At 72.2% G+C, this 19,453-nt stretch carries 13 protein-coding genes and 2 tRNA genes; 11 read left to right on the top strand and 4 right to left on the bottom strand.

Annotated features, from left to right (window positions below):
• Window position 1: 1 nt before the first annotated feature.
• Both nudC and DWB68_RS06470 read left to right on the top strand, forming a co-directional pair.
• Complete coding sequence (gene nudC, locus DWB68_RS06475; RefSeq protein WP_119424378.1) at window positions 2-994, top strand: NAD(+) diphosphatase; 993 nt, start codon at window positions 2-4, stop codon at window positions 992-994.
• Window positions 991-3,093 carry an ATP-dependent DNA helicase UvrD2 gene (locus DWB68_RS06470; protein WP_119424331.1) on the top strand — a complete coding sequence of 701 codons (2,103 nt, stop codon included), beginning with the start codon at window positions 991-993 and terminating at the stop codon, window positions 3,091-3,093. The genes nudC and DWB68_RS06470 overlap by 4 nt, the downstream gene beginning before the upstream one ends.
• Window positions 3,094-3,174: 81 nt before the next feature.
• Here the strand turns inward: DWB68_RS06470 and DWB68_RS06465 are convergent, their stop codons facing one another.
• Window positions 3,175-4,188, bottom strand: coding sequence for a ThiF family adenylyltransferase (locus DWB68_RS06465; protein WP_119424330.1), 1,014 nt, complete (start codon window positions 4,186-4,188; stop codon window positions 3,175-3,177).
• Window positions 4,189-4,478: 290 nt separating this feature from the next.
• On the opposite strand from DWB68_RS06465, the gene DWB68_RS06460 reads away from it, so the two are divergent.
• Window positions 4,479-5,114 carry a M48 metallopeptidase family protein gene (locus DWB68_RS06460; RefSeq protein WP_119424329.1) on the top strand — a complete coding sequence of 212 codons (636 nt, stop codon included), beginning with the start codon at window positions 4,479-4,481 and terminating at the stop codon, window positions 5,112-5,114.
• A gap of 144 nt (window positions 5,115-5,258) precedes the next feature.
• On the opposite strand, the gene DWB68_RS06455 is transcribed toward DWB68_RS06460, so the two are convergent.
• Complete coding sequence (locus DWB68_RS06455; RefSeq protein ID WP_119424328.1) at window positions 5,259-6,632, bottom strand: zinc-dependent metalloprotease; 1,374 nt, start codon at window positions 6,630-6,632, stop codon at window positions 5,259-5,261.
• Window positions 6,633-6,829: 197 nt separating this feature from the next.
• Between DWB68_RS06455 and DWB68_RS06450 the strand changes: the two genes are divergently transcribed.
• The 4 genes from DWB68_RS06450 (at window position 6,830) to DWB68_RS06435 (ending at window position 11,620) form a co-directional block, all read left to right on the top strand.
• Window positions 6,830-7,894 carry a YlbL family protein gene (locus tag DWB68_RS06450; protein WP_119424327.1) on the top strand — a complete coding sequence of 355 codons (1,065 nt, stop codon included), beginning with the start codon at window positions 6,830-6,832 and terminating at the stop codon, window positions 7,892-7,894.
• A 347-nt stretch (window positions 7,895-8,241) separates the two neighbouring features.
• Complete coding sequence (locus tag DWB68_RS06445; protein WP_119424326.1) at window positions 8,242-11,211, top strand: UPF0182 family membrane protein; 2,970 nt, start codon at window positions 8,242-8,244, stop codon at window positions 11,209-11,211.
• A gap of 105 nt (window positions 11,212-11,316) precedes the next feature.
• A tRNA-Met gene (locus tag DWB68_RS06440) sits at window positions 11,317-11,390 on the top strand.
• A 156-nt stretch (window positions 11,391-11,546) separates the two neighbouring features.
• Window positions 11,547-11,620 (top strand) — tRNA-Met (locus DWB68_RS06435).
• Window positions 11,621-11,939: 319 nt separating this feature from the next.
• On the opposite strand, the gene DWB68_RS06430 is transcribed toward DWB68_RS06435, so the two are convergent.
• Window positions 11,940-12,674 carry a PspA/IM30 family protein gene (locus tag DWB68_RS06430; protein ID WP_119424325.1) on the bottom strand — a complete coding sequence of 245 codons (735 nt, stop codon included), beginning with the start codon at window positions 12,672-12,674 and terminating at the stop codon, window positions 11,940-11,942.
• A gap of 50 nt (window positions 12,675-12,724) precedes the next feature.
• Entirely contained in the window at window positions 12,725-14,770 is a 2,046-nt protein-coding gene (locus DWB68_RS06425; RefSeq protein WP_158588226.1) for a TPM domain-containing protein, read from the bottom strand.
• A 251-nt stretch (window positions 14,771-15,021) separates the two neighbouring features.
• Here DWB68_RS06425 and DWB68_RS06420 point away from each other — a divergent pair, with 251 nt between their 5' ends.
• From DWB68_RS06420 to DWB68_RS06405, 4 genes are all read left to right on the top strand, one after another.
• Entirely contained in the window at window positions 15,022-16,695 is a 1,674-nt protein-coding gene (locus DWB68_RS06420; protein ID WP_119424323.1) for a S1C family serine protease, read from the top strand.
• A 94-nt stretch (window positions 16,696-16,789) separates the two neighbouring features.
• Window positions 16,790-17,605, top strand: coding sequence for an electron transfer flavoprotein subunit beta/FixA family protein (locus DWB68_RS06415; protein WP_199700396.1), 816 nt, complete (start codon window positions 16,790-16,792; stop codon window positions 17,603-17,605).
• A 12-nt stretch (window positions 17,606-17,617) separates the two neighbouring features.
• Window positions 17,618-18,556 (top strand): electron transfer flavoprotein subunit alpha/FixB family protein, encoded by a 939-nt coding sequence (locus DWB68_RS06410; RefSeq protein WP_119424322.1) that lies wholly within the window; start codon window positions 17,618-17,620, stop codon window positions 18,554-18,556.
• On the top strand, window positions 18,553-19,368 hold the full coding sequence (locus DWB68_RS06405; RefSeq protein ID WP_119424321.1) for a PIG-L deacetylase family protein: 816 nt from the start codon (window positions 18,553-18,555) through the stop codon (window positions 19,366-19,368). Before DWB68_RS06410 ends, DWB68_RS06405 begins: the two co-directional genes overlap by 4 nt.
• The last annotated feature ends 85 nt before the right edge of the window (window positions 19,369-19,453 follow it).

Genomic DNA, 19,453 nt, shown 5'->3' with positions numbered 1-19,453 from the left:
CATGACGTTTGCCTCCTCTCCCGCGCCCGGATCCCTCGGCCCGCTCTTCCTGACCGGAGGGGCCGTGGACAGGGGAGACGAGGACCGCCGCTCCCAGGGTTGGCTTGACGCTGCCCTCGAGGCGCCCGCCACGCGCGCGCTCCTGCTGGCGGGCGGGCGCACCCCCGTCCTCGGCGCGACCCTCGCCGCGCCGCTGGCCTCGGAGGTCCGGGAGGAGCTGGCCGCCGCCGGCACGCTCGTCTGGCTCGGACGGCTCGACGGCGTGGATTGGGTGACCGCGGCCGTCACCGAGGAGGCCCTCGCCCCCGTGGCGGCGGCGCGCGGCGCCGCGCTCGCCGGCCTGCGTGAGGTCGGCGCCGAGCTGCCGCTCGGCGAGGCGGCGCTCCTGACCCAGGCGAGCGCCGTCGTGCACTGGCACCGCGTCACGCGCTTCTGCGCGCGCTGCGGCGCCCCCACCGAGGCCATCGACGCCGGTTGGGTGCTGCGCTGCACCGCCGAGGGGACCGAGCACTTCCCGCGCACCGACCCGGCCGTCATCGTCCTCGTGACGGACGACGAGGACCGCGTCCTGCTCGGCGCGAACGCCGCCTGGGGCGGCGATCGCTACTCGCTCTTCGCCGGCTTCGTGGAGCCGGGCGAATCCCTCGAGGAGGCGGCCGCGCGCGAGGTGCAGGAGGAGGCGGGGGTGCGCCTCGACGCCCCCGTGTACGCCGGCTCCCAGCCCTGGCCCTTCCCCGCCTCCCTCATGCTTGGCTTCACCGCCCGGGCGCTCGGCACCGACTCCACGCCGGACGGCGAGGAGATCGTCTCCACACGCTGGTTTACGCGCGCCGAGCTGGCGGCGGAGGTGGAGTCCGGCCGCATCGGCATCCCCGGCGGGATCTCCATCGCCGGCGCGCTGCTGGGCCGCTGGTTCGGCGGCGAGCTGCCCCAGCCGCCCGCCGCCCCGGCCGTGGACCCCAACGGCGGCAACGGCGCGGGGGAGGGCAAGTGAGCGCGGAGACCGAGCGCATCCTCGCCGGGCTCGACGCCGAGCAGCTCGAGGTCGCGAGCACCCTCCACGGGCCGCTGTGCGTCATCGCCGGCGCCGGAACGGGCAAGACCCGCGCCATCACGCACCGCATAGCCCACGGCGTGGCCGCCGGTGAATACGTGCCCCAGCAGGTGCTCGCCGTGACGTTCACGGCCCGCGCCGCCGCGGAGATGCGCACGCGCCTGCGCGGCCTGGGCGCCGCCGGCGTGCAGGCCCACACCTTCCACGCCGCCGCCTTGCGGCAGCTGCAGTACTTCTGGCCGCAATCCGTGGGCGGACTGCTGCCCTCGCTCGTGGACCACAAGGCGCCGCTCGTGGCCGAGGCGGCCCGCCGCCTGCGCCTGCCCGCCGACCGCGCCACCGTCCGCGACCTCGCCGGCGAGATCGAGTGGGCCAAGGTCTCCATGCTCACGCCGGAGAGCTATGCGGCCCCGTCCATTCGCCGCGACGCCGTGGGCGAGCTCGATCACCAGGCGCTCGCCCGCGTCTATCAGGCCTACGAGGACGTCAAGAACGACCGCGGCCTCATCGACTTCGAGGACGTGCTCCTGCTGACGGTGGGCATCCTCGAGGACGACGAACGCGTGGCGGCGCAGGTGCGCTCGCAGTACCGGCACTTCACGGTGGACGAGTACCAGGACGTCTCGCCCCTGCAGCAGCGGCTGCTGGATCTCTGGGTGGGTGGCCGCGGGGAGGTCTGCGTGGTCGGCGATCCCAGCCAGACCATCTACTCCTTCACGGGCGCCACCCCGCGCCATCTGCTCGAATTCACGCGCACCCACCCGGGCGCCCGCGAGGTCCACCTCGTGCGCGACTACCGCTCCACCCCTCAGGTGGTGCACCTGGCCAACCGGCTGCTTTCCTCGCGCCATCCCGAGCGCGGCCTCGAGCAGCGCGGCGCGCTCTGGGCCAAGCCCCTCGAACTCATCGCCCAGCGCGAGGCCGGCCCGGAGCCCGAGTACCACGAGTTGCCGGACGACGAGGCGGAGGCGGCGTTCATCGCGCAGCGCATCGCCCAGCTCGCCAAGGAGGGCACGCGCCTGCGCGACATCGCGGTGCTCTACCGCACCAACGGGCAGTCCGAGGCGATCGAGCGCGCCCTGTCCACCGCCGGGATCGGCTACCAGCTGCGCGGCGCCGAGCGCTTCTTCCAGCGCCGGGAGGTGCGCGAGGGCCTGGCCCAGATCCGCTCCTCGGCGCGCAACGCCCCGCTCGAACACGCGACCACGCTCACGCGCGATCTGCTCGGTTCGCTTGGCTGGCAGCCCAACGCCCCCACAGCGGCCGGTGCCGTGCGCGAGCGCTGGGAATCCCTCGCGGCGCTGGTGGCGCTCGCCGACGAACTGGATGCCGCCCGGGGCGAGGGGGAGTACCTCACCATGGAGGCCTTCGCCGGCGAACTCGAGGCGCGCGCGGCGACCGCTCATGCCCCCGTGGTCGAGGGCGTCACGATGGCCTCGCTGCACTCCTCGAAGGGCCTGGAATGGGAGGTCGTCTTCCTGGCAGGGCTCAGCGAGGGCCTCATGCCCATCTCCTTCGCGCAGACCCAGGCCGACGTGGACGAGGAACGCCGGCTCTTCTATGTAGGCGTGACCCGTGCCCAGCGCCGCATCATCCTGAGCTGGTCGCTCTCGCGGACCACGGGCGGGCGGGGGCGCCGCCGCCGCACGCGCTTCCTGCAGGGCCTCGCCCCCGCCGGCCGGGGCGAGGAACGCCTCGAGGCGGGCGCGCGGCGCGGCAAGCGCGCGGCGGGCCCGGTGCGCTGCCGCGTCTGCGGCGCCACCCTGGAGACGCCGAGCGAGCGCAAGCTCCGCCGCTGCTCCACGTGCCCGTCCAGCTACGACGAGGGCGTGTTTGAGGCGCTGCGCGAGTGGCGTTCCGGCGCCGCGAAGGAGGCGGGCCTGCCGGCGTTTGTCATCTTCACCGACGCGACGCTCATGGCGCTCGCCGAGGAGATGCCGCGCACGCCGCAGGAGTTCCTGGCGATTCCGGGCATCGGCCGTTCCAAGCTCGAGCGCTTCGGGGAGGACCTGCTCTCCGTTCTCGCCGGGTTGCGCTAGGAAGCGGTCTGAGGGGCGCACCGCCCGCGGTGTCGGTGGCGAGCCCAGCGCGGGGTCGGCCTTCCGCGGTACCAGCTCCGACTAGGCGGCAAGGCGGTGCCCGCACGTGGCCGGCAGGGGCTCGAAGTGCACGGCCGCCGAGCCCAGGGTGCAGACGTAGCGCCCCTCGACGAGGCTCGGCAGGTTGACGTCGTCCAGGACCATGACGACGCTCTGGGCTGCCAGCGCGGCGGCGAGCAGCGCCGAGGTGGTCTCGGGTGCCTCCTCCGGCTGCGGGCTGGTCTTGGGAGAGCCGTCGGCCGCGGCGGACGGCTCCTCGGCGAGGGGCCAGGCCTCCCACCTGCACGCGGCGCAGCCCGGCGCCTCGGGCAGGTGCAGCGGCCCCACCGAGAAGCCGGACTCGTGGAACACGATCGGCAGGGCGGCCACGCCGGCGGCGCTGAGCCGGGCGACGTCGCGCGCCGCGAGCCCGTCCCGGCATACGAGCACGGCCAGGTCGATGCCGCGCACGGCGTCGTGGAGCGCCACGGGCGCCAGCACATGGGTGTGGGGGTAGAGCCTCCCCACGTGGCGGGCGAGCGCCGCCGAGCGGGGAAGCCCGAGTTCTGTCAGGCGCAGGGGAGTGCCGCCCAGGTCCCCGGGTTCCAGCTTGCCGCGGTCCCTCACGCTGAGCCGCCCGACGCCGGCCGCCGCCAGTTCCAGCGCGAGGGACAGCCCGCAGCGGTCGAGGCCGGAGATCCAGACGTGGGCCCGGTGCCGGCGCTCGAGCACCCTGCCCACGCCCGGGCCGTAGGCGGAGGCCCAGGCGTGGGCGTCGCTGCGCAGGCGGTCGCCGGCCAGCCCCGGCACGGCGCGGGCCGCGGCGCCCTCCTCCGCGTCCTCCATGAGGGCCGGGGCGAGGCGCCCGACGAGCGCCCGGAGCTCCTCCGGCGCACCGGCGAGGGCGGCGTCGGAGAGACCCTCCCGCGCGAGCCGTTCGAGCCAGCGCCTTAGTGGCGGCGCCACGTCGGCGAGCACGAGGGCCTCGGGGCCGGAACCGACGCGGACGGTGTGCTCGTCGGGCCAGCTCACGCGCCAGCTGGGATTGATCCGCATGCTTCCTCCTGGGGCTGGGCCGCGAGCGGCCTGGCTGGCGGCACCCCTGCGGCGCCGGGAGGCACACCCTGCCACGGCCGGGCCCCGGCCCGCCCGGGTTATCCACAGCGGCGGCGGAGCGGCCCGGCCGCCCGGCGCCCGCCGTTTCCCTCACCGCGGCGAACGCTCCACCGCGGGGGCTGCGCGGTGCGCGGCAGGGAGCCTCGGGGCGGTAGCGTCGTGGGGGAAGAACGGGCGGGATCGCCGGCCGCTCACGCCGGGCACCGGCGGTCGAAGGAGGGAGCGTCACCATGGCGCAGCGCGAACGCGAGTTCACCAGGCAGGACGGCCTGCGGGTCAAGGTGGTGCGCTCCACGCGCCGCACGCGCACCGTCTCCGCGGCGTGGCGGGACGGCACGGCCGTGGTCTCCATCCCGGCGCGCCTGAGCGCTGCCGAGGAGGAGGAATGGGTCGCCACCATGCTGGAGCGCATGCTCAAGCGCAAGACCCGCGTTCCGCGCAGCGACGGCGAGCTCCTTGAACGGGCCAGGGCGCTGAGCGAGCGCTACCTCGAGGGCCGCGCCGCGCCCAGCTCCGTGCGCTGGGTCGGCAACCAGCAGCGCCGCTGGGCCTCGGCCACGGCCGTGGACGGCAGCATCCGGGTCTCGGAGCGCCTGCGGGACATGCCGGCCTGGGTCCAGGACGCCGTGCTCGTGCACGAGCTCGCGCACCTCATCGCCGACGACGGGCACGGCCCGTACTTCAAGTCGCTCGAGGCCTGCTACCCGCGCCACGCCGAGGCGCACGCCTTCCTGCACGGGGTCGAGTGGGCCACCGCCAGGGCCGGAGGCCCGAGCGGAGCGCCGCCTCCGGCCGCGGAGCCGGACGAGGACTGGATGCGGGACTGGCAGCCGGACGAGGACGACGGGGACTGGGGCCGCTACTGAGCCGGCGGCGTCCGGCGGCATCCGGGAGGCAGCCGAACGCGAGCCCCACGCGCCTCGCGGCGGGTCCGCCATCGACGCGGCGCGGGCCGCGAACCGTGCTTCAAGCATGGTTCGCGGCCCGCGGTGGTGCTGCGGTGCGGGGCTCTACGCCCGCGGGGTGTCGCCGTCGCCAGGCGTCGGCTCGTCCGGGCCCTCGCCCTCCGGCTTCTCGCCCTCCGGCGTGCCGTCCAGCCAGGCCGAGAGCGCGGCATCGAACTCGTCGTCGCTCGCGCCGATCAGGGCGCGGCGATCGAAGAAGCCGTCGGGATCGTCGAGATCCTCGGCCGTGGGCACGAGCCCCAGCTCGGCCCACAGGGCATCGCGTTCGCTCGCTCCGCGCTCGGCGGCGATCTTCTCCCACAGCGCCGCGGCCTCGCGGGCGCGGCGCGGGCGCAGCTCGAGGCCCACGAGCCCGGCAAAGGCCTGCTCGGCCGGGCCACCCGTGGCGCGGCGGCGGCGCAGCATCTCGCGCAGGGCCGGAGCCGAGGGCAGATTGGTCGAGGCGGCGGTGACGACGGCATCGACCCAGCCCTCGATGAGCGCCAGGGTGGTCTCGAGGCGATCCAGGGCAGCGCGCTGGCGGGGCGTGGTGCTCGGGGCCACGAGGCCGCCGCTCATGAGCTCCTGCAGCGCCGCGGGATCGGTGGGATCCACGCCCTGCAGGCGCTCCTGGATGGCGCTCGTGTCGATGTTGATGCCGGAGGCAAAGTCCTTGACGAGGCCGAGCACGTGCTCCTGGAGCCACGGGGCACCGTGGAAGAGGCGCAGGTGGGCCGACTCGCGCAGCGCGAGGTAGAGGACCACCTCCTGGCGCGGGAGATCGAGCTGGTCGATGAAGGCGTCGACGTTCTGGGAGACGAGCGCAAACGTCTTGCCGGCCAGCGGCAGGCCCGCATCGGTGCCGCTGAGCACCTCGGAGGCGAGCGAGCCCACGGCGCCGCCCAGCTGGGCGCCAAACAGCGTCCCGCCGAGCGAGGAGAGCATGCCGCCGGCCTGCCCCATGAAGCCGGCCAGTTCCGGCGGGATCTGGCTCGCGAGGGAGCCGGAGACGGCCTCGGCCGCCGAGGCGGCGACGGGCTCGGCCAGGCTCTGCCACTGGGGGAGGCTGGCCTCGACCCACTGCGAGCGGCGCAGGGCGCGCGGCTGGCCGTTGGCGTCGGGGAAGTCGGTGGCGGCGTCGAGCCAGAGCTGGGCCAGCTGGGCCGACTCGAACACGTCGCTGGCCTGGGCCTGCGTCACGGTGCTCTCCTCGGCGACGGCGCGCTGCGCGGTCTCCTTGGCGAGGGTCCAGTTCACTGGACCCGTCCCGCCGGCGGCCATGGCGCCGAAGAAGGATTGCAGCTGCGAGAACATCGCCTGCATCGAGGAGGCGTCCGGCATGCCGCCGCCGCCCTGGTTCATGAACTGCCCGAACATGCGGGAGAGCGGATCCTGGGGCTGGTCGTCGTCGGGGTCTGGACGGTGATCGTTCTCGGCCATGGCACCACGGTACTCGCGCGGCCCCGCGCGGTGCCCGCGGTTCGCTCACGGCACAGCAGAGCCTCAGTCACCGCCGGTAGAGTGCTCGGGGACGCCGGAGCACTCTCAGCACGCCGCCCGGGCCGCGCCCAGCGGCACGCCAGCGTCGCTCCCCACCCGGCCGCCCGCCGTCGTGCCTTCAGAAGCAGGAGAACTCCGTGTCCGTCACCCCCGCCCGCCCGGGCAGTCCGGCCCATCGCTGGATGCGCCGCAGCACAACGGTGGCATCCGTGCTGTCGCTGGCGGCGCTGGTCGGCTTCTCGTCCTTCGTGCTCGAGGCGCCCGGGCCGGTCGTGGACACCCTGGGGGAGTGGCAGGGCAAGCAGATCGTGCAGATCTCGGGGACCAAGACGTACCCGTCCGAGAGCCGCCTCGACCTGACGACCGTGTCGGCGCAGGGCCGGCCAGGCGGCAGCGTGAGCGCCCTGGAGACGATCGCTGCCTGGCTAGACCCGGTGCGGGACATCGTGCCGCGCGAGTACCAGTACCCCGCCGGGACCACGGCCGAGGAGCAGTCGGCGGAGTCGGCAGTGCAGATGACCGGCTCGCAGCAGCTGGCCACCCTCGCGGCGCTCAACGAGCTGGAGATCGAGTACTCCACGAGCACCGTCATCGCGGGCCTCGCGAACGACACCAACGCCAAGAACCTCAAGGACAACGACACTGTCCTGACCTTCAACGGCGCCACGATCACCGATCCGGCGTCCCTGCAGAAGGCCGTGCGCGCGAGCAGCGGGGCCACGGCCACGGCCACGATCCTCCGCGACGGCAAGGAGCAGGAGGTGCAGCTGGCCGTCGGCACGGGGCAGGACGGCAAGCCCTCGCTCGGCGTCGTGATCTCCGCCGACTTCAAGCTGCCCTTCACGATCGACTTCGCGATCGAGAACATCGGCGGCCCCAGCGCCGGCACCATGCTGGCGCTCGGCATCATCGACGAACTCACGCCAGGCAGCCTCGCCGGCGACCGGCACGTGGCCGGCACGGGCACGATCGACACCCAGGGCAACGTCGGCGCGATCGGCGGCATCGCCCAGAAGGTCGTGGGCGCCCGCGACGCCGGCGCCACGGTCTTCCTGGCGCCCTCCGACAACTGCGCCGAGCTCGCGGGCCGCGTGCCGCACGGGCTCGACGTGTACTCCGTCTCGACGCTCAAGGAGGCCCGCGGGGTGCTGCAGCAGCTCGCCGACGGTGCCGACACCTCCGGCCTCAAGCGCTGCGGCTAGCCGCGTCCCGGCCCTGCGGGCCCCGCGCGCGGGCCCGTAGAGGTCCCGGAAGCCGGGCGCTGTCGGCGACGTGCCCGACGGCGCGTGGGCACCTTCCAGCCCGTCCCCCAGCCCGCCGCGCGCGGGCGGTGAGGTGCGCCCTGAGCTGAGTATCCCGCCGTCGTGCGTGGCAAGGGCCACTTTCCTGGCAGAATGGAAACTCGCACCTTGGTGCTTCCTAGCGCCGGGGTGTAGCTGTTGCACGTCAACGACTGACAGGATCCTGCGTGAGTACCGGACCGAGTTTCCCCTTCCCTACCTCAGGCCACGGCGGAGGTGGATCCGCTGACTCCGAGGCGCCTCGCCGGATGGGTCCGCTGGTCCCCGCGATCATCGGCCTCGTGGTTCTCGTGGGTGCCTTTGTGCTCTTTGCCCACTTCTACACCGACGTCCTCTGGTTCGATCAGCTCGGTTTCTCGGGCGTGTTCTGGACCGAGACCCTCACCAAGGTGATCCTGTTCGTCATCGGCCTGCTGCTCATGGGCGCGGCCGTGTGGGTGCAGCTCTTCCTCGTCTGGCGCAATCGCCCCGTCTACGCCCCGTCCGAGCGCGCCGATGACCCCATGGCGCGCTTCGAGCACCAGGTGCAGTCGGCCCGCCGCCTCGCCATGATCGCCGTGCCGCTCGTGATCGGCGCGTTTGCCGCCATCACCCTCAGCACCGGCTGGCAGACCGTGCAGCTCTTCCTGCACCGCGAGCCCTTCGGCGAGACCGATCCGCAGTTCGGCCTCGACGTGGGCTTCTTCGTGACGACGCTGCCGTTCCTGAAGCTCGCTATCGGCTTCGTCTCCTCCGTGGTGCTCTTCAGCGGCCTCGCGGGCATCGTGGCGCACTACCTCTTCGGCGGGATCCGCCTGCAGGACCGCGGCGGCCTGCACATCACGCGCGCCGCGACCTGGCAGGTCGCCGTCTCCGTTGCCCTGTTCCTCGTGGTCCAGGGCGTGAGCTTCTGGATGGCCCAGTACGACACCGTGCTGAACCAGTCCGGCCGCGTGCCGGGCGCCCTCTACACGGACGTCCACGCCGTGATCCCCACGCGCACCATCCTGGCGATTGCCGCGATCGCCGTGGCCGTGCTCTTCATCGTCGGTGCAGCCATGGGCCGCTGGCGCCTGCCGCTCATCGGTGCGGCCATGATCGTGGTGGTCGGCATCGTGGCCGGCATGATCTACCCCGCCGCCATTCAGCAGCTGCAGGTGCAGCCCTCGCAAAAGTCCATGGAGCGCCAGTACATCCAGCGCAACATCGACATGACGCGCTCCGCCTACGGCCTGGACCAGGTCAAGGTGGAGGACTACGACGCCAAGACCTCCCCGGAGAAGGACGCGCTGGCCAAGGACGCCGCGACGACCACCAACATCCGCCTGCTCGATCCCTCGATCGTCTCCCCGGCGTTCTCGCAGATCCAGCAGCAGCGCGGTTACTACACCTTCCCCGACACCCTCGCGGTGGACCGCTACACCGTGGACGGGAAGACCCAGGACACCGTCATCGCGGCGCGCGAGCTGAACAAGGACGCCAAGGAGCCGAACTCCTCGTGGGTGAACAAGCACATCACCTACACGCACGGCTACGGCGTGGTGGCCGCCTACGGCAACCGCGTCACGAGCTCCGGCGACCCGGACTTCATGCTCGGCAATATCCCCTCCAAGGGCGTCCTCGCCGATGACTCCAAGTACGAGCCGCGCATCTACTTCGGCCAGAACTCGCCCGAGTTCTCCGTGGTGGGCGGCCCCGAGGGCTGGGAGCCGCGCGAGCTGGATCGCCCCGCCTCATCCAACGGCGGCGAGGACGTGCGCAACACCTTCTCCGGCGACGGAGGCCCCTCGGTCGGCACCTTCTTCAACCGCCTCGCCTACGCAGTGAAGTTCAGCTCGATGGACCTCATGCTCTCCGACGCCGTCAACGAGAAATCGCAGGTCCTCTACGACCGCGACCCGCAGGCGCGCGTGCGCGCCGTGGCGCCGTACCTGACGGTGGACTCCGCCGCCTACCCGGCGATCGTGGACGGCCGCGTGAAGTGGATCGTCGACGCCTACACGACCTCGAACCAGTACCCGTACTCGAAGTCCCAGAGCTTCGGCGATGCCGTGCGTGACTCGCAGACGAACGGTTCGGCCGCCGTGCAGGACCAGTTCTCCAACCAGGTGAACTACATCCGCAACTCCGTCAAGGCCACGGTTGACGCCTACGACGGCAAGGTGGAGCTGTACTCCTGGGAGCCCGAGGAGCCGCTGCTGAAGGCCTGGCAGAAGGTCTTCCCGAACACCGTGAAGCCGATCTCCGAGATGAGCGCCGAGCTCATGGAGCACGTGCGTTACCCCGAGGACCTCTTCAAGGTCCAGCGCGAGCTGCTCGGCCAGTACCACGTGACGAACGCCGACTCCTTCTACGACGGCAACGACGCCTGGCAGGTTCCGAACGACCCGACGGCGACCGCCTCGGCGGCCGTGAGCCCCAAGCAGCCGCCGTACTACATGTCGCTCAAGCTGCCCAACGCCAGCAACGACTCCTTCTCGCTGACCTCCTCGTACATCCCGCAGCAGTCGGGCTCGAGCAATCAGCGCAACCTGATGTACGGATTCCTTGCGGCCGACGGCGATGCCGGCACCACGGCGGGTGAAAAGGGCAAGAGCTACGGCCAGCTGACCCTGCTCAAGCTGCCCACGCAGAACCCCGTGCCGGGCCCGGGCCAGGCGCAGCAGAACTTCAACTCGAACCAGAACGTCTCGACCACGCTGAACCTGCTGGGCACCTCCGGCGGATCGGCGCAGGTCATCAAGGGCAATCTGCTCAACCTGCCCGTGGGCGGCGGCATCCTCTACGTGCAGCCCGTCTACGTGAAGTCGACCGGTGAGACGAGCTACCCGTCCCTGCGCAAGGTGCTGGTTTCCTACGGCAACCAGGTGGGCTTCGCCGACACGCTGAGCGAGGCGCTCGACCAGGTCTTCAAGGGCAGCTCCGGCGCCCAGACCGGCGAGGGTGGAACCGGCCCGAGCGAGGGCGGCACCACGACGCCGAACCAGACGGAGCAGGAGAAGCTCACCGCCGCGCTGAAGCAGGCAAAGGACGCCATCGCGGAGGGCCAGGAGGCCCTCAAGAACGGCGACTTCGCCAAGTACGGCACGGCCCAGTCCAAGCTGCAGAAGGCGCTGGAGGCGGCCACCGAGGCCGACGACGCCATCAAGGCGGCCTCGGGTGAGGCCAAGCCGTCCGCCGAGGCCTCGGCCCCGGCCAGCGACGGCGCGGCCACGCCGAGCCCGTCCGCGAGCAACTAAGGCCGTTCGGCGCCCCGTGCGGGTGCCGTGATCGGGGTGAGGTGGCGACGCCACCTCACCCCGATTTGGTCTGCGGCTCACCTCGCGGTAAGCTTGAGTCATCGCCGCGGGGTGGAGCAGTTCGGTAGCTCGCCGGGCTCATAACCCGGAGGTCACAGGTTCAAATCCTGTCCCCGCAACGAAAGCAAGGCCCCTCTTCTCGAAGAGGGGCCTTCGCCATGTCCCGGCGATCAGCGCCTCGTCTCGAGGTCGGCCCGCGAATCCTCCGTGTGAGGAAGGGCACTTCCTCGCGATTGGATCTTTCTAAGGCGTGTGGGTTAAAGTTGATTTATCGCCGCGGGGTGGAGCAGTTCGGTAGCTCGCCGGGCTCATAACCCGGAGGTCACAGGTTCAAATCCTGTCCCCGCAACGAAAGCAAGGCCCTCGTCTTCTCGAAGACGAGGGCCTTTGCCATGCCCGGTGAACGTTGAGCGGCCCGCCGTGCCGGCCACGCGTCGTCGGGCAGTGTGGGAAGCGGGTTGAGAACCGGTCCGATTTCTTGCCCTCCCGTGTGCCGCGTCCGGACCTACTGGTCAGTAAGCGGACATGAGGGGGCAGCGGGAGGCCACACAGGTGGCCGAGCCGCGCCACACGCCCCACACGTGGCCCGGGAACGGCGAGGGGCGCCGGCCCGCGCTGTGCGCGAACCGACGCCCCGTGAGCGTTCCCCCGACCGCGGGGGAGTGGGCTCAGTTGCTGAGCTGACCCTGCGCGCCACCGGCCTTGAGGGCGGCGAGGCGGGCCTCGATCTCGGTCTGCTCGCCCAGGTCCTGCAGCTGGTCGAACTGGGAGTCGAGGCTCGAGGCCGCGAGCTCCTGCTGGCCGCGCACGCGGGCCTCCTCGCGGCGGACCTTCTCCTCGAAGCGGGAGACCTCGGAGGTCGGGTCCATGATGTCGATGCTCTTGACGGCGTCGTTGACGGCGGCCTGGGCCTGGGCCGTCTTCTGGCGCGCCACGAGCTCGTTGCGCTTGTTCTGCAGCTCGGTGAGCTTGCCCTTCATCTGCGTGAGGCCCGACTTGAGCTTCTCCACGACCTCCTCCTGGGAGGCGATGGTCGGCTCGGCCTGCTTGGCCTCGTTCTCCGAGGAGAGCTGGCGCTGCAGGGCCACCTTGGCCAGGTTGTCGAACTTGTCGGCGTCCAGGGCCTTGCCGGCGGTGCGGAACTCGTCGGCCTTCTGGGAGGCGGCAAGGGCCTTCTGGCCCCACTCCTGGGCGGCGCGGACGTCCTCGGCGTGGTCATCCTGCAGCATGCGCAGGTTGCCGATCGTCTGGGCGATCGCGGTCTCCGCCTCGGCGATGTTGTTGGTGTAGTCGCGGACCATCTGGTCCAGCATCTTCTTGGGGTCCTCGGCCGAGTCCAGCAGGGCGTTGATGTTGGCCTTGGCCAGCTGGGCGATGCGACCGAAAATGGACTGCTTGCTCACGTTGTGTGCCTTTCCGTTGTTCCTGCGTCTGAAAACTGAAGCGAAAGAGATCAGAACTCTCCACCGCCGCCGTCGAAGCCGCCGAAGCCGCCTCCACCGCCAAAGTCCCCGCCGCCGCCGAAACCGCCGAAGCCGCCGTCGCCGAAGAAACCGCCGTCGCCACCACCGGAGTGATGGTGACCGCCGGAGGTCAAGATGCTGCCGAGGATGCCGCCGAGCACGGCACCACCCACGCCGTTCATGCCGCCGAAGCCGCCGCCCATGCCGCCACGCTGACCGTAGCCACCCATGCCGCCGTACTGGAAGCCCTGGACGTCCTGCTCGGCGTCCTGCGCCGCCGAGTCGGCGAGCTGCTCGGCGCGCTGGGCCGAGGCGAGCGCGCGCTGGGGATCCTGCCCGGCCGACGCGATCGCGTCGTCGAGCAGGCGTCGTGCCTCGGCGAGGCGCGTGCGGGCCTGGGCCCCCACGACGCCGCGGCGGGACTTCACGAAGTCCTCCGTGCCCTCGATCTTGGCCGAGGCGCTGCGGATGGCGCTCTGCAGGGCCTGGGCGGCGCGCTGGGCCTGCTCGGCCTGGTCGCGGACCTGGGCCAGGGGCTCGTCGAGCCCGGCGCGGGCCTGCTCCACGGAGGCGAGGAGGGCCACGGGATCCGGGCGGCCCGTGGAGAGCTGCTCGCGGACCTGGTTGAGGGCCGCCTCGAGGGCGGCGGTGCGCCCGGCGAGGCCGAGCTGATTGCCGTTCGCGAGGGCGGCCTTGGCCTGGGCGAGGTCCTGGGCGCCGGCGCGCACCGACTCGGTGAGCTGGGCCTTCGCCTCGGAGAGCCGCTGGCGCGTGGACTCCACGGCGCCGACGAGGTCCTCGGCCTGGGCCTTGGCCTGCTGGGCGGCGCGCACCTGCACGGCCGCCTCGGAGTTGCGCCCGGCCTGGGCCGCCGTCAGGGCGCCGGAGGCGGAGGACTCGACAAAGTTGAGGCGCTCCGTGGCCTGCTGCACGTTGTCCTGCACCTGGCGCACGGCGGAGTCCGCGTACTCGGCGGCGAGGCCGGCGAGACCGCCGCGGGCCGACTCGAGGCGACCGCTCAGGGCCGGAAGCGAGGAGCGAAGCTCCTCGGCGAGGGCAGGGGCCTGGGCCTCGAGGCGGCGCAGATCGTCGAACTCCTGGCTGTGGGCGTTGAGCTCGTCGTTGACGGCGTTGCAGTGCGCGATGATCTGGCTGAGCCACTCGTACTGCTGCTGCGGGGTGTCAGGGATGTCGTCGTCCAGCTGCTGCTGGAGCTTGAAGGACTCGGCGAGCTGGCCCTTGGCCTTGTCGAGGTCCTCGCGGAACGTCGCCACGGCCGAATCACCGTAGGAGGCAAGCGCGAAGTTCATCTCCTGCTCCGAGGTGCGGATTGCGTCGTCGGCCTTGATGAGCAGAGGACCCGCTTGCTGGCGCAGGGAGGCGATCTCCTCGGCGCTCGGGACGCGACCCTGGGGGCCGCCGACCTGGCCCTGGCCGCCGCCACCGGCGAGGGCCTTCTTGCGCCGGGCCCTCACGAAGAGGAAGACGCCGAGACCAACGATGACAAGAATGATGAGGGGGGTCATGAGTGAGAAACCCGATCCGGAGGAGTTGGAGGTGGAGCCGCCGTAGGACGTGATGGTCGCCTGCACGGCGCCCGCCCAGTCCTGGTCCTTCAACTTGGCCACCACGGCGGTGTCGGCCTTCGAATCGAACTTGGTCAGCGTTGACCCGCTGCCGGCCCCGACGAAGTACTTGCGGGGGCTCGACTTGGTGGCGACGGCGAGGACGACGACCTTGTTCGAGGTCCACCCGTTCTTCTTCACGAGGGCCGTGGCCCAGTCCCGACCCGTGGTGGGGTTCGTGAACTCGTCGACGAAGGCCACGTAAAGCCGCGCGCCCGTCTTTTCTTGGAAGGCATCAACGTCTTTTTGGAGGTCGGCCTTCTCGGAACCGAGAGCCCCGACCTGATCCACGATCTGCGATCCACTGAAGGTCACGGGATCGGTGGCGAACGCGGGCGACGCGGCGCCCAGGCTCAGCCCCACGGCGGCCGCAAAGGCCAGCACGGTGCGTCGAAGTCGGTGTGTGGGCACGTGTCCTCCGTTCGGGACCCGCAACACGGGGGGCGTGTTGACGGTGTCCGCCTTGCCATGATCCTAGGAAAGCAGGTGGACAAACGTCCACCACGACATGTTTGCCGAACGCGAAATGTGAATGAAGGGTGGCGGAGGCGCGGTGGGCGGCGGGGACGTTGGATAGGCTCAGGACACGACGGCACGCCCGCGCGCTGTGGGGGACGGCCCGTTCGGGGTCGGCCACGCCGGGCTGCATCGGAGAGGACATCATGAGCCAGTACCCAGGGCACGACGGCGCACCGGGCCAGGATCCGCGCCAAGATCAGTTCCCGTCGGCCCCGCCGGCGGCGGAGGAGGCGCCCACCCAGGCGATCGATCCGATCCCCTCGCCCACGCTGCCGCTGCCCGGCTTGCCCCTGTCGCGCGAGGCTGCTCACGCCGAGCGGCGGGCCCCTGAGGCCCCGGCCGGCGCGGACGCCGCGCCCGCCTACGGCCTGCCATCGGCGGCGGCCCATGCCGCCCAGGGCTACCCCGCGCCGTCGAGCTCCGCTCCGGCTTCCCCCGGACCGCATGCGAACGGGCCGTCCGCCGCCGAGCCCGCGGCCCCCACCGCGCCGGAGTGGGGCCAGGCGGCGCCGGCCGACGCCGCGGCCTACGAGCAGGCGGCCGGTCACCACAATCCCTATGCCGCGTACGCGCAGCAGCCCGCCGCGGCGCCGCAGCAGGGCAACGGTGCCTACCCCGGAGCATGGGCGCGCCCCCAGGCCGCTCCGCAGCGGCAGCCGGCCACCCGGCGCGGTTGGGGGACCGCGCTCATCGCCGGTGCAGCGGCCGGCGCCCTCGTGGGCGGCCTCGTGGGCTGGGGGGCCGCGGCCCTGGCGAAGCCGCAGAGCGTGAGCTCGGGCGGAGGGGTCGTGATCCAAAACCCCGAGTCGGCCACGAGCGTCACGGCAGCGGCCGCCAAGGCGCTGCCCTCGGTCGTGACGATCTCCGTCACGCGCGGTTCCACGGGCGGTTCCGGTTCGGGCATCGTGGTGGACCAAGAGGGCCACATCCTGACGAACCAGCACGTCGCCACCCTCGCCGGCGCCACGGCCCAGGGCACCATCGACGTCATGACCTCGGACGGGCGGGTGCTCCCCGCCAAGCTCGTGGGGCAGGATCCGCTCTACGACCTCGCCGTGCTGAAGGTGGACGGCGCCGGCCTGACCCCGGCCGGCTGGGCCGACCTCGGCAAGCTCAACGTGGGCGACGTCGCCGTGGCCATCGGTGCGCCGATGGGTCTGCCCAACTCCGTCTCGGACGGCGTGGTCTCGAACCTGGACCGCTCCATCCCCGTCTCCTCGTCCGCCGTGGACGAGTCGGAGAGCACCGACGAGGGCGACGATCGCTTCTCCCTCCCGGATCAGAACGGTTCCTCCTCGTCCAAGGGGCAGGTCTCGCTCAACGTCATCCAGACGGACGCGGCCATCAATCACGGCAATTCGGGCGGCGCGCTCGTCAACGCGGCCGGCGAGCTGATCGGCGTCAACGTGGCCATCTACTCGCCCACCGAGCAGGGCGGCAGCATCGGCCTCGGCTTTGCCATCCGCGGCGATATCGCCCAGCGCGTCGCGAACGAGCTCATCAAGAACGGCAAGGCCTCCCACGGCAAGCTCGGTGTCTCGATCCGCTCCTCGCAGGTGGACGACAACGGCTCCAACACGGGCTTCACGAACGGTGCGACCGTCGCCGACGCCCCCTCGGACTCTGCGGCCGGTCGCGCCGGAATGCGCGCGGGTGACGTCATCATCAAGGTGGGGGATCGCCCCACCACCGACGCCACCGACGTCACCGCCACGGTGCGTTCCTACGCCGCCGGAACCGAGGTGCCCATCACGGTGCGCCGCGGCAGCGGCGAGGAGGTCGTCAAGGTCACCCTGGACGAGGCGAGCACCCAGTAACCGCCCTGCCCAACGCGGATATCATGGGGAAACCGTGTGTGAGGGCGCCCGTGCCTGTGCCGGCGCCGAAATCGACGGAAGTGGAAAGGAAACGATGAGTAAGTCATCGGGAGCACCCCTGAAGGTGCTCGTCCTGGTGAAGTACGTGCCGGACGCCCAGTTCCCGCGGCACTTTGGCCCGGACAACCGCCTCGTGCGGGAGGAATCCATCCTCTCCGAGCTGGATGAGTACGCGGTGGAGACCGCCCTCGAGATCAGCGAGGCGCACGGGGGCGAGAAGGTTTCCCCCGTCACCGTGCTGACGATCGGGCGGCCGGAGGCCTCCGCCGCCGTGAAGAAGGCGTTGCAGATGGGCGCCGCGAGCGGCGTCCACGTGAGCGACGACGCGATCGCCGGCTCGGACGCGCTGGCCACCTCGCGCGTTCTCGAGGCTGCGGTGCGTCGCCTCGCCCCCGACGTCGTGGTCACGGGCATGAGCTCGACCGACGCCGAGACGGGCGTGCTCCCCTCGATGCTGGCCGCCCGCCTGGGCTGGCCGCAGCTGACCCTCGCCTCGGGCGATGTCTCGGTCTCGGAGGACGCCACGACGCTCAGCGCACGCCGCGACGAGGATGCCGAGGTGCTGCAGCTGCGCGCCACGCTTCCCGCGGTGCTCTCGGTGACCGATCAGGCCAACGAGCCGCGCTACCCCAACTTTAAGTCCATCCTCGGCGCCCGCAAGAGGCCGGTGCAGACCCTGAGCCTGGCCGAGCTCGGCCTCGATGCCGCGCTCGTGGGAGCGGCGGGCTCCGGCGTGAGCGTCCTCGAGGCGGGCGACGCCCCGGCGCGCGCCGCTGGCCGCGTCATCGTGGACGACGGGCAGGCCGGCGTGGCTCTCGTCGATTTCCTGGCCGAGCGAAACCTCATCTAAGGCGGGCACAGCATGAGCACCATTGTTTACTTCGACGCCCTCGGCGAGGCCCCCGGCGCGGCCCAGCGCGAGCTGATCGCCGCCGGCCTCGGCCTCGGCGACGCCACCGTCGTCCTCGGCACCGCTCCGTCCGCCGCCGCCGTGTCGGCGCTCGGGGCGCTCGGCGTCGCGCGGGTCCTCGCCCCCGCGAGCGATGCCTCGACGTCGCTCGCGCTCGCCCAGGCCGACGCGCTCCTGGCCGCCGTGCGCGAGCTCGGCCCGCGCGCCGTCCTCTCCACGGCCACGCCGCGTGAGACCGAGGTCCTGGCCCGCGCCGCCGCGCTCTCGGAGTCCGGGATCATCACGGGCGCCACGGCGCTCGGCGAGGACCTGCGCGTTACGAAGTCGGTCCTGGCCGGCTCCGGTCGTTCGCAGGCCCAGGCCACGACGCCCACGGTCTTCATCACCCTGAAGTCCGGCGCCCAGGCCCCCGCCGCGGCGCCGGCCCCCGCCGAGGCGCAGCTCTCGAGCATCGAGGTGCCCGCGCGCTCCGGCGCCGTCATCACCTCGCGCACGCAACGCGCCCGCGGCGGCCGCCCCGAGGTGGCCGACGCGAGCGTCGTCGTCTCCGGCGGTCGCGGCACGGACGGCGACTTCGCCGCCGTCGAGACCCTGGCCGACGCCCTCGGTGCCGCCGTGGGTGCCTCCCGCGTGGCGGCCGACGCCGGGTGGGTGGGGCACGAGCTGCAGGTGGGCCAGACGGGCAAGACCGTCTCGCCGCAGCTCTATGTCGCTGCCGGCATCTCGGGCGCCGTCCAGCACCTGGCCGGCATGCGCACCTCGGGCACCATCGTGGCCGTCAACACGGACGAGGACGCCCCGATCTTCGAGATCGCCGATCTCGGCATCGTCGGACGCCTCGAGGACGTGCTGCCGCAGGCCGCCGCGGAGATCGAGCGTCGCCGGGCATGAACGAGCAGAACACCGCGGCCGCCCGTCCCCTGGACCGGCGGCCGCCCCTGCTTAAGGCCCTGCTGGCCGCGGACGTCCCGGACGCCGTGGACACGGTCGTGGCCTTCGGCGCGCACCCGGACGACATCGACTTCGGGGCCTCCGGCACGCTCGCCCGCTGGGCGGCCGCCGGGGTCGCCGTGCACTTCGTGGTCATGACCAAGGGCGACGCTGGCGGTTTCGACCCCGCAGAGCGCTTGGGTCTGGAGGACACCCGCCGGGCTGAGCAGGAGGCCGCGGCGCGCGCCGTCGGCGCGCTCTCGGTGCGCGTCTGGGAGGAGGCCGACGGCCACCTGGCGCCGAGCGATCGGCTCCAGCGCGACGTCGTGCGGGTCCTGCGCGAGCTGGGTCCCCAGCTCGTCCTGGCCCCGCACCCGGAGCGGGACTACGAGCGCTATCAGCGCTCCCATCCCGATCACCTGGCCTGCGGCGAGATCGTCGCGCGCGCCGTCTACCCGGCGCTCGAGAACCCCTTCGCCTACCCCGAGCTGGAGGAGGAGGGGCTGCACGCGTACCGCCTGCGGCACCTCTGGTTCTACGGGGCCCCGGCGGCCCGCGAGAACCGGTTCGTCGACGTGAGTGAGCAGCTGCCCACCAAGCTCACCGCCCTGCGCTCGCACCTGAGCCAGCACCCCGACGTCGCGGCCATGGAGTCCTTCGTGACGCGCCAGCTGCGCGCGCAGGGGGAGCGCGGCGGCCTGGGCCCCGACGTGGCGGCCGAGGCCTTCCACGCCACCGAGGTCAACACGGCGCAGACGATCGCCGGCTTCTAGCCGGTCCGCGGCCCACGCCACAGCAACAAGAGGGGGAGGGAACCGTCATCGGTTCCCTCCCCCTCTCGCGTGTCTGGGCCGGCGG

This window comes from Galactobacter valiniphilus (genome assembly GCF_003575975.1).
Lineage (GTDB): Bacteria > Actinomycetota > Actinomycetes > Actinomycetales > Micrococcaceae > Galactobacter > Galactobacter valiniphilus.
This window is presented reverse-complemented; position numbering and strand designations above follow the sequence as displayed.

What these genes read in the sequence shown, in the direction of transcription:
- nudC (WP_119424378.1), top strand. Translation starts at nt 2, where the DNA reads ATGACGTTTGCCTCCTCTCCCGCGCCCGGATCCCTCGGCCCGCTCTTC.
- DWB68_RS06465 (WP_119424330.1), bottom strand. Translation starts at nt 4,188, where the DNA reads ATGCGGATCAATCCCAGCTGGCGCGTGAGCTGGCCCGACGAGCACACC.
- DWB68_RS06460 (WP_119424329.1), top strand. Translation starts at nt 4,479, where the DNA reads ATGGCGCAGCGCGAACGCGAGTTCACCAGGCAGGACGGCCTGCGGGTC.
- DWB68_RS06455 (WP_119424328.1), bottom strand. Translation starts at nt 6,632, where the DNA reads ATGGCCGAGAACGATCACCGTCCAGACCCCGACGACGACCAGCCCCAG.
- DWB68_RS06445 (WP_119424326.1), top strand. Translation starts at nt 8,242, where the DNA reads ATGGGTCCGCTGGTCCCCGCGATCATCGGCCTCGTGGTTCTCGTGGGT.
- DWB68_RS06420 (WP_119424323.1), top strand. Translation starts at nt 15,022, where the DNA reads ATGAGCCAGTACCCAGGGCACGACGGCGCACCGGGCCAGGATCCGCGC.
- DWB68_RS06415 (WP_199700396.1), top strand. Translation starts at nt 16,790, where the DNA reads ATGAGTAAGTCATCGGGAGCACCCCTGAAGGTGCTCGTCCTGGTGAAG.
- DWB68_RS06410 (WP_119424322.1), top strand. Translation starts at nt 17,618, where the DNA reads ATGAGCACCATTGTTTACTTCGACGCCCTCGGCGAGGCCCCCGGCGCG.
- DWB68_RS06405 (WP_119424321.1), top strand. Translation starts at nt 18,553, where the DNA reads ATGAACGAGCAGAACACCGCGGCCGCCCGTCCCCTGGACCGGCGGCCG.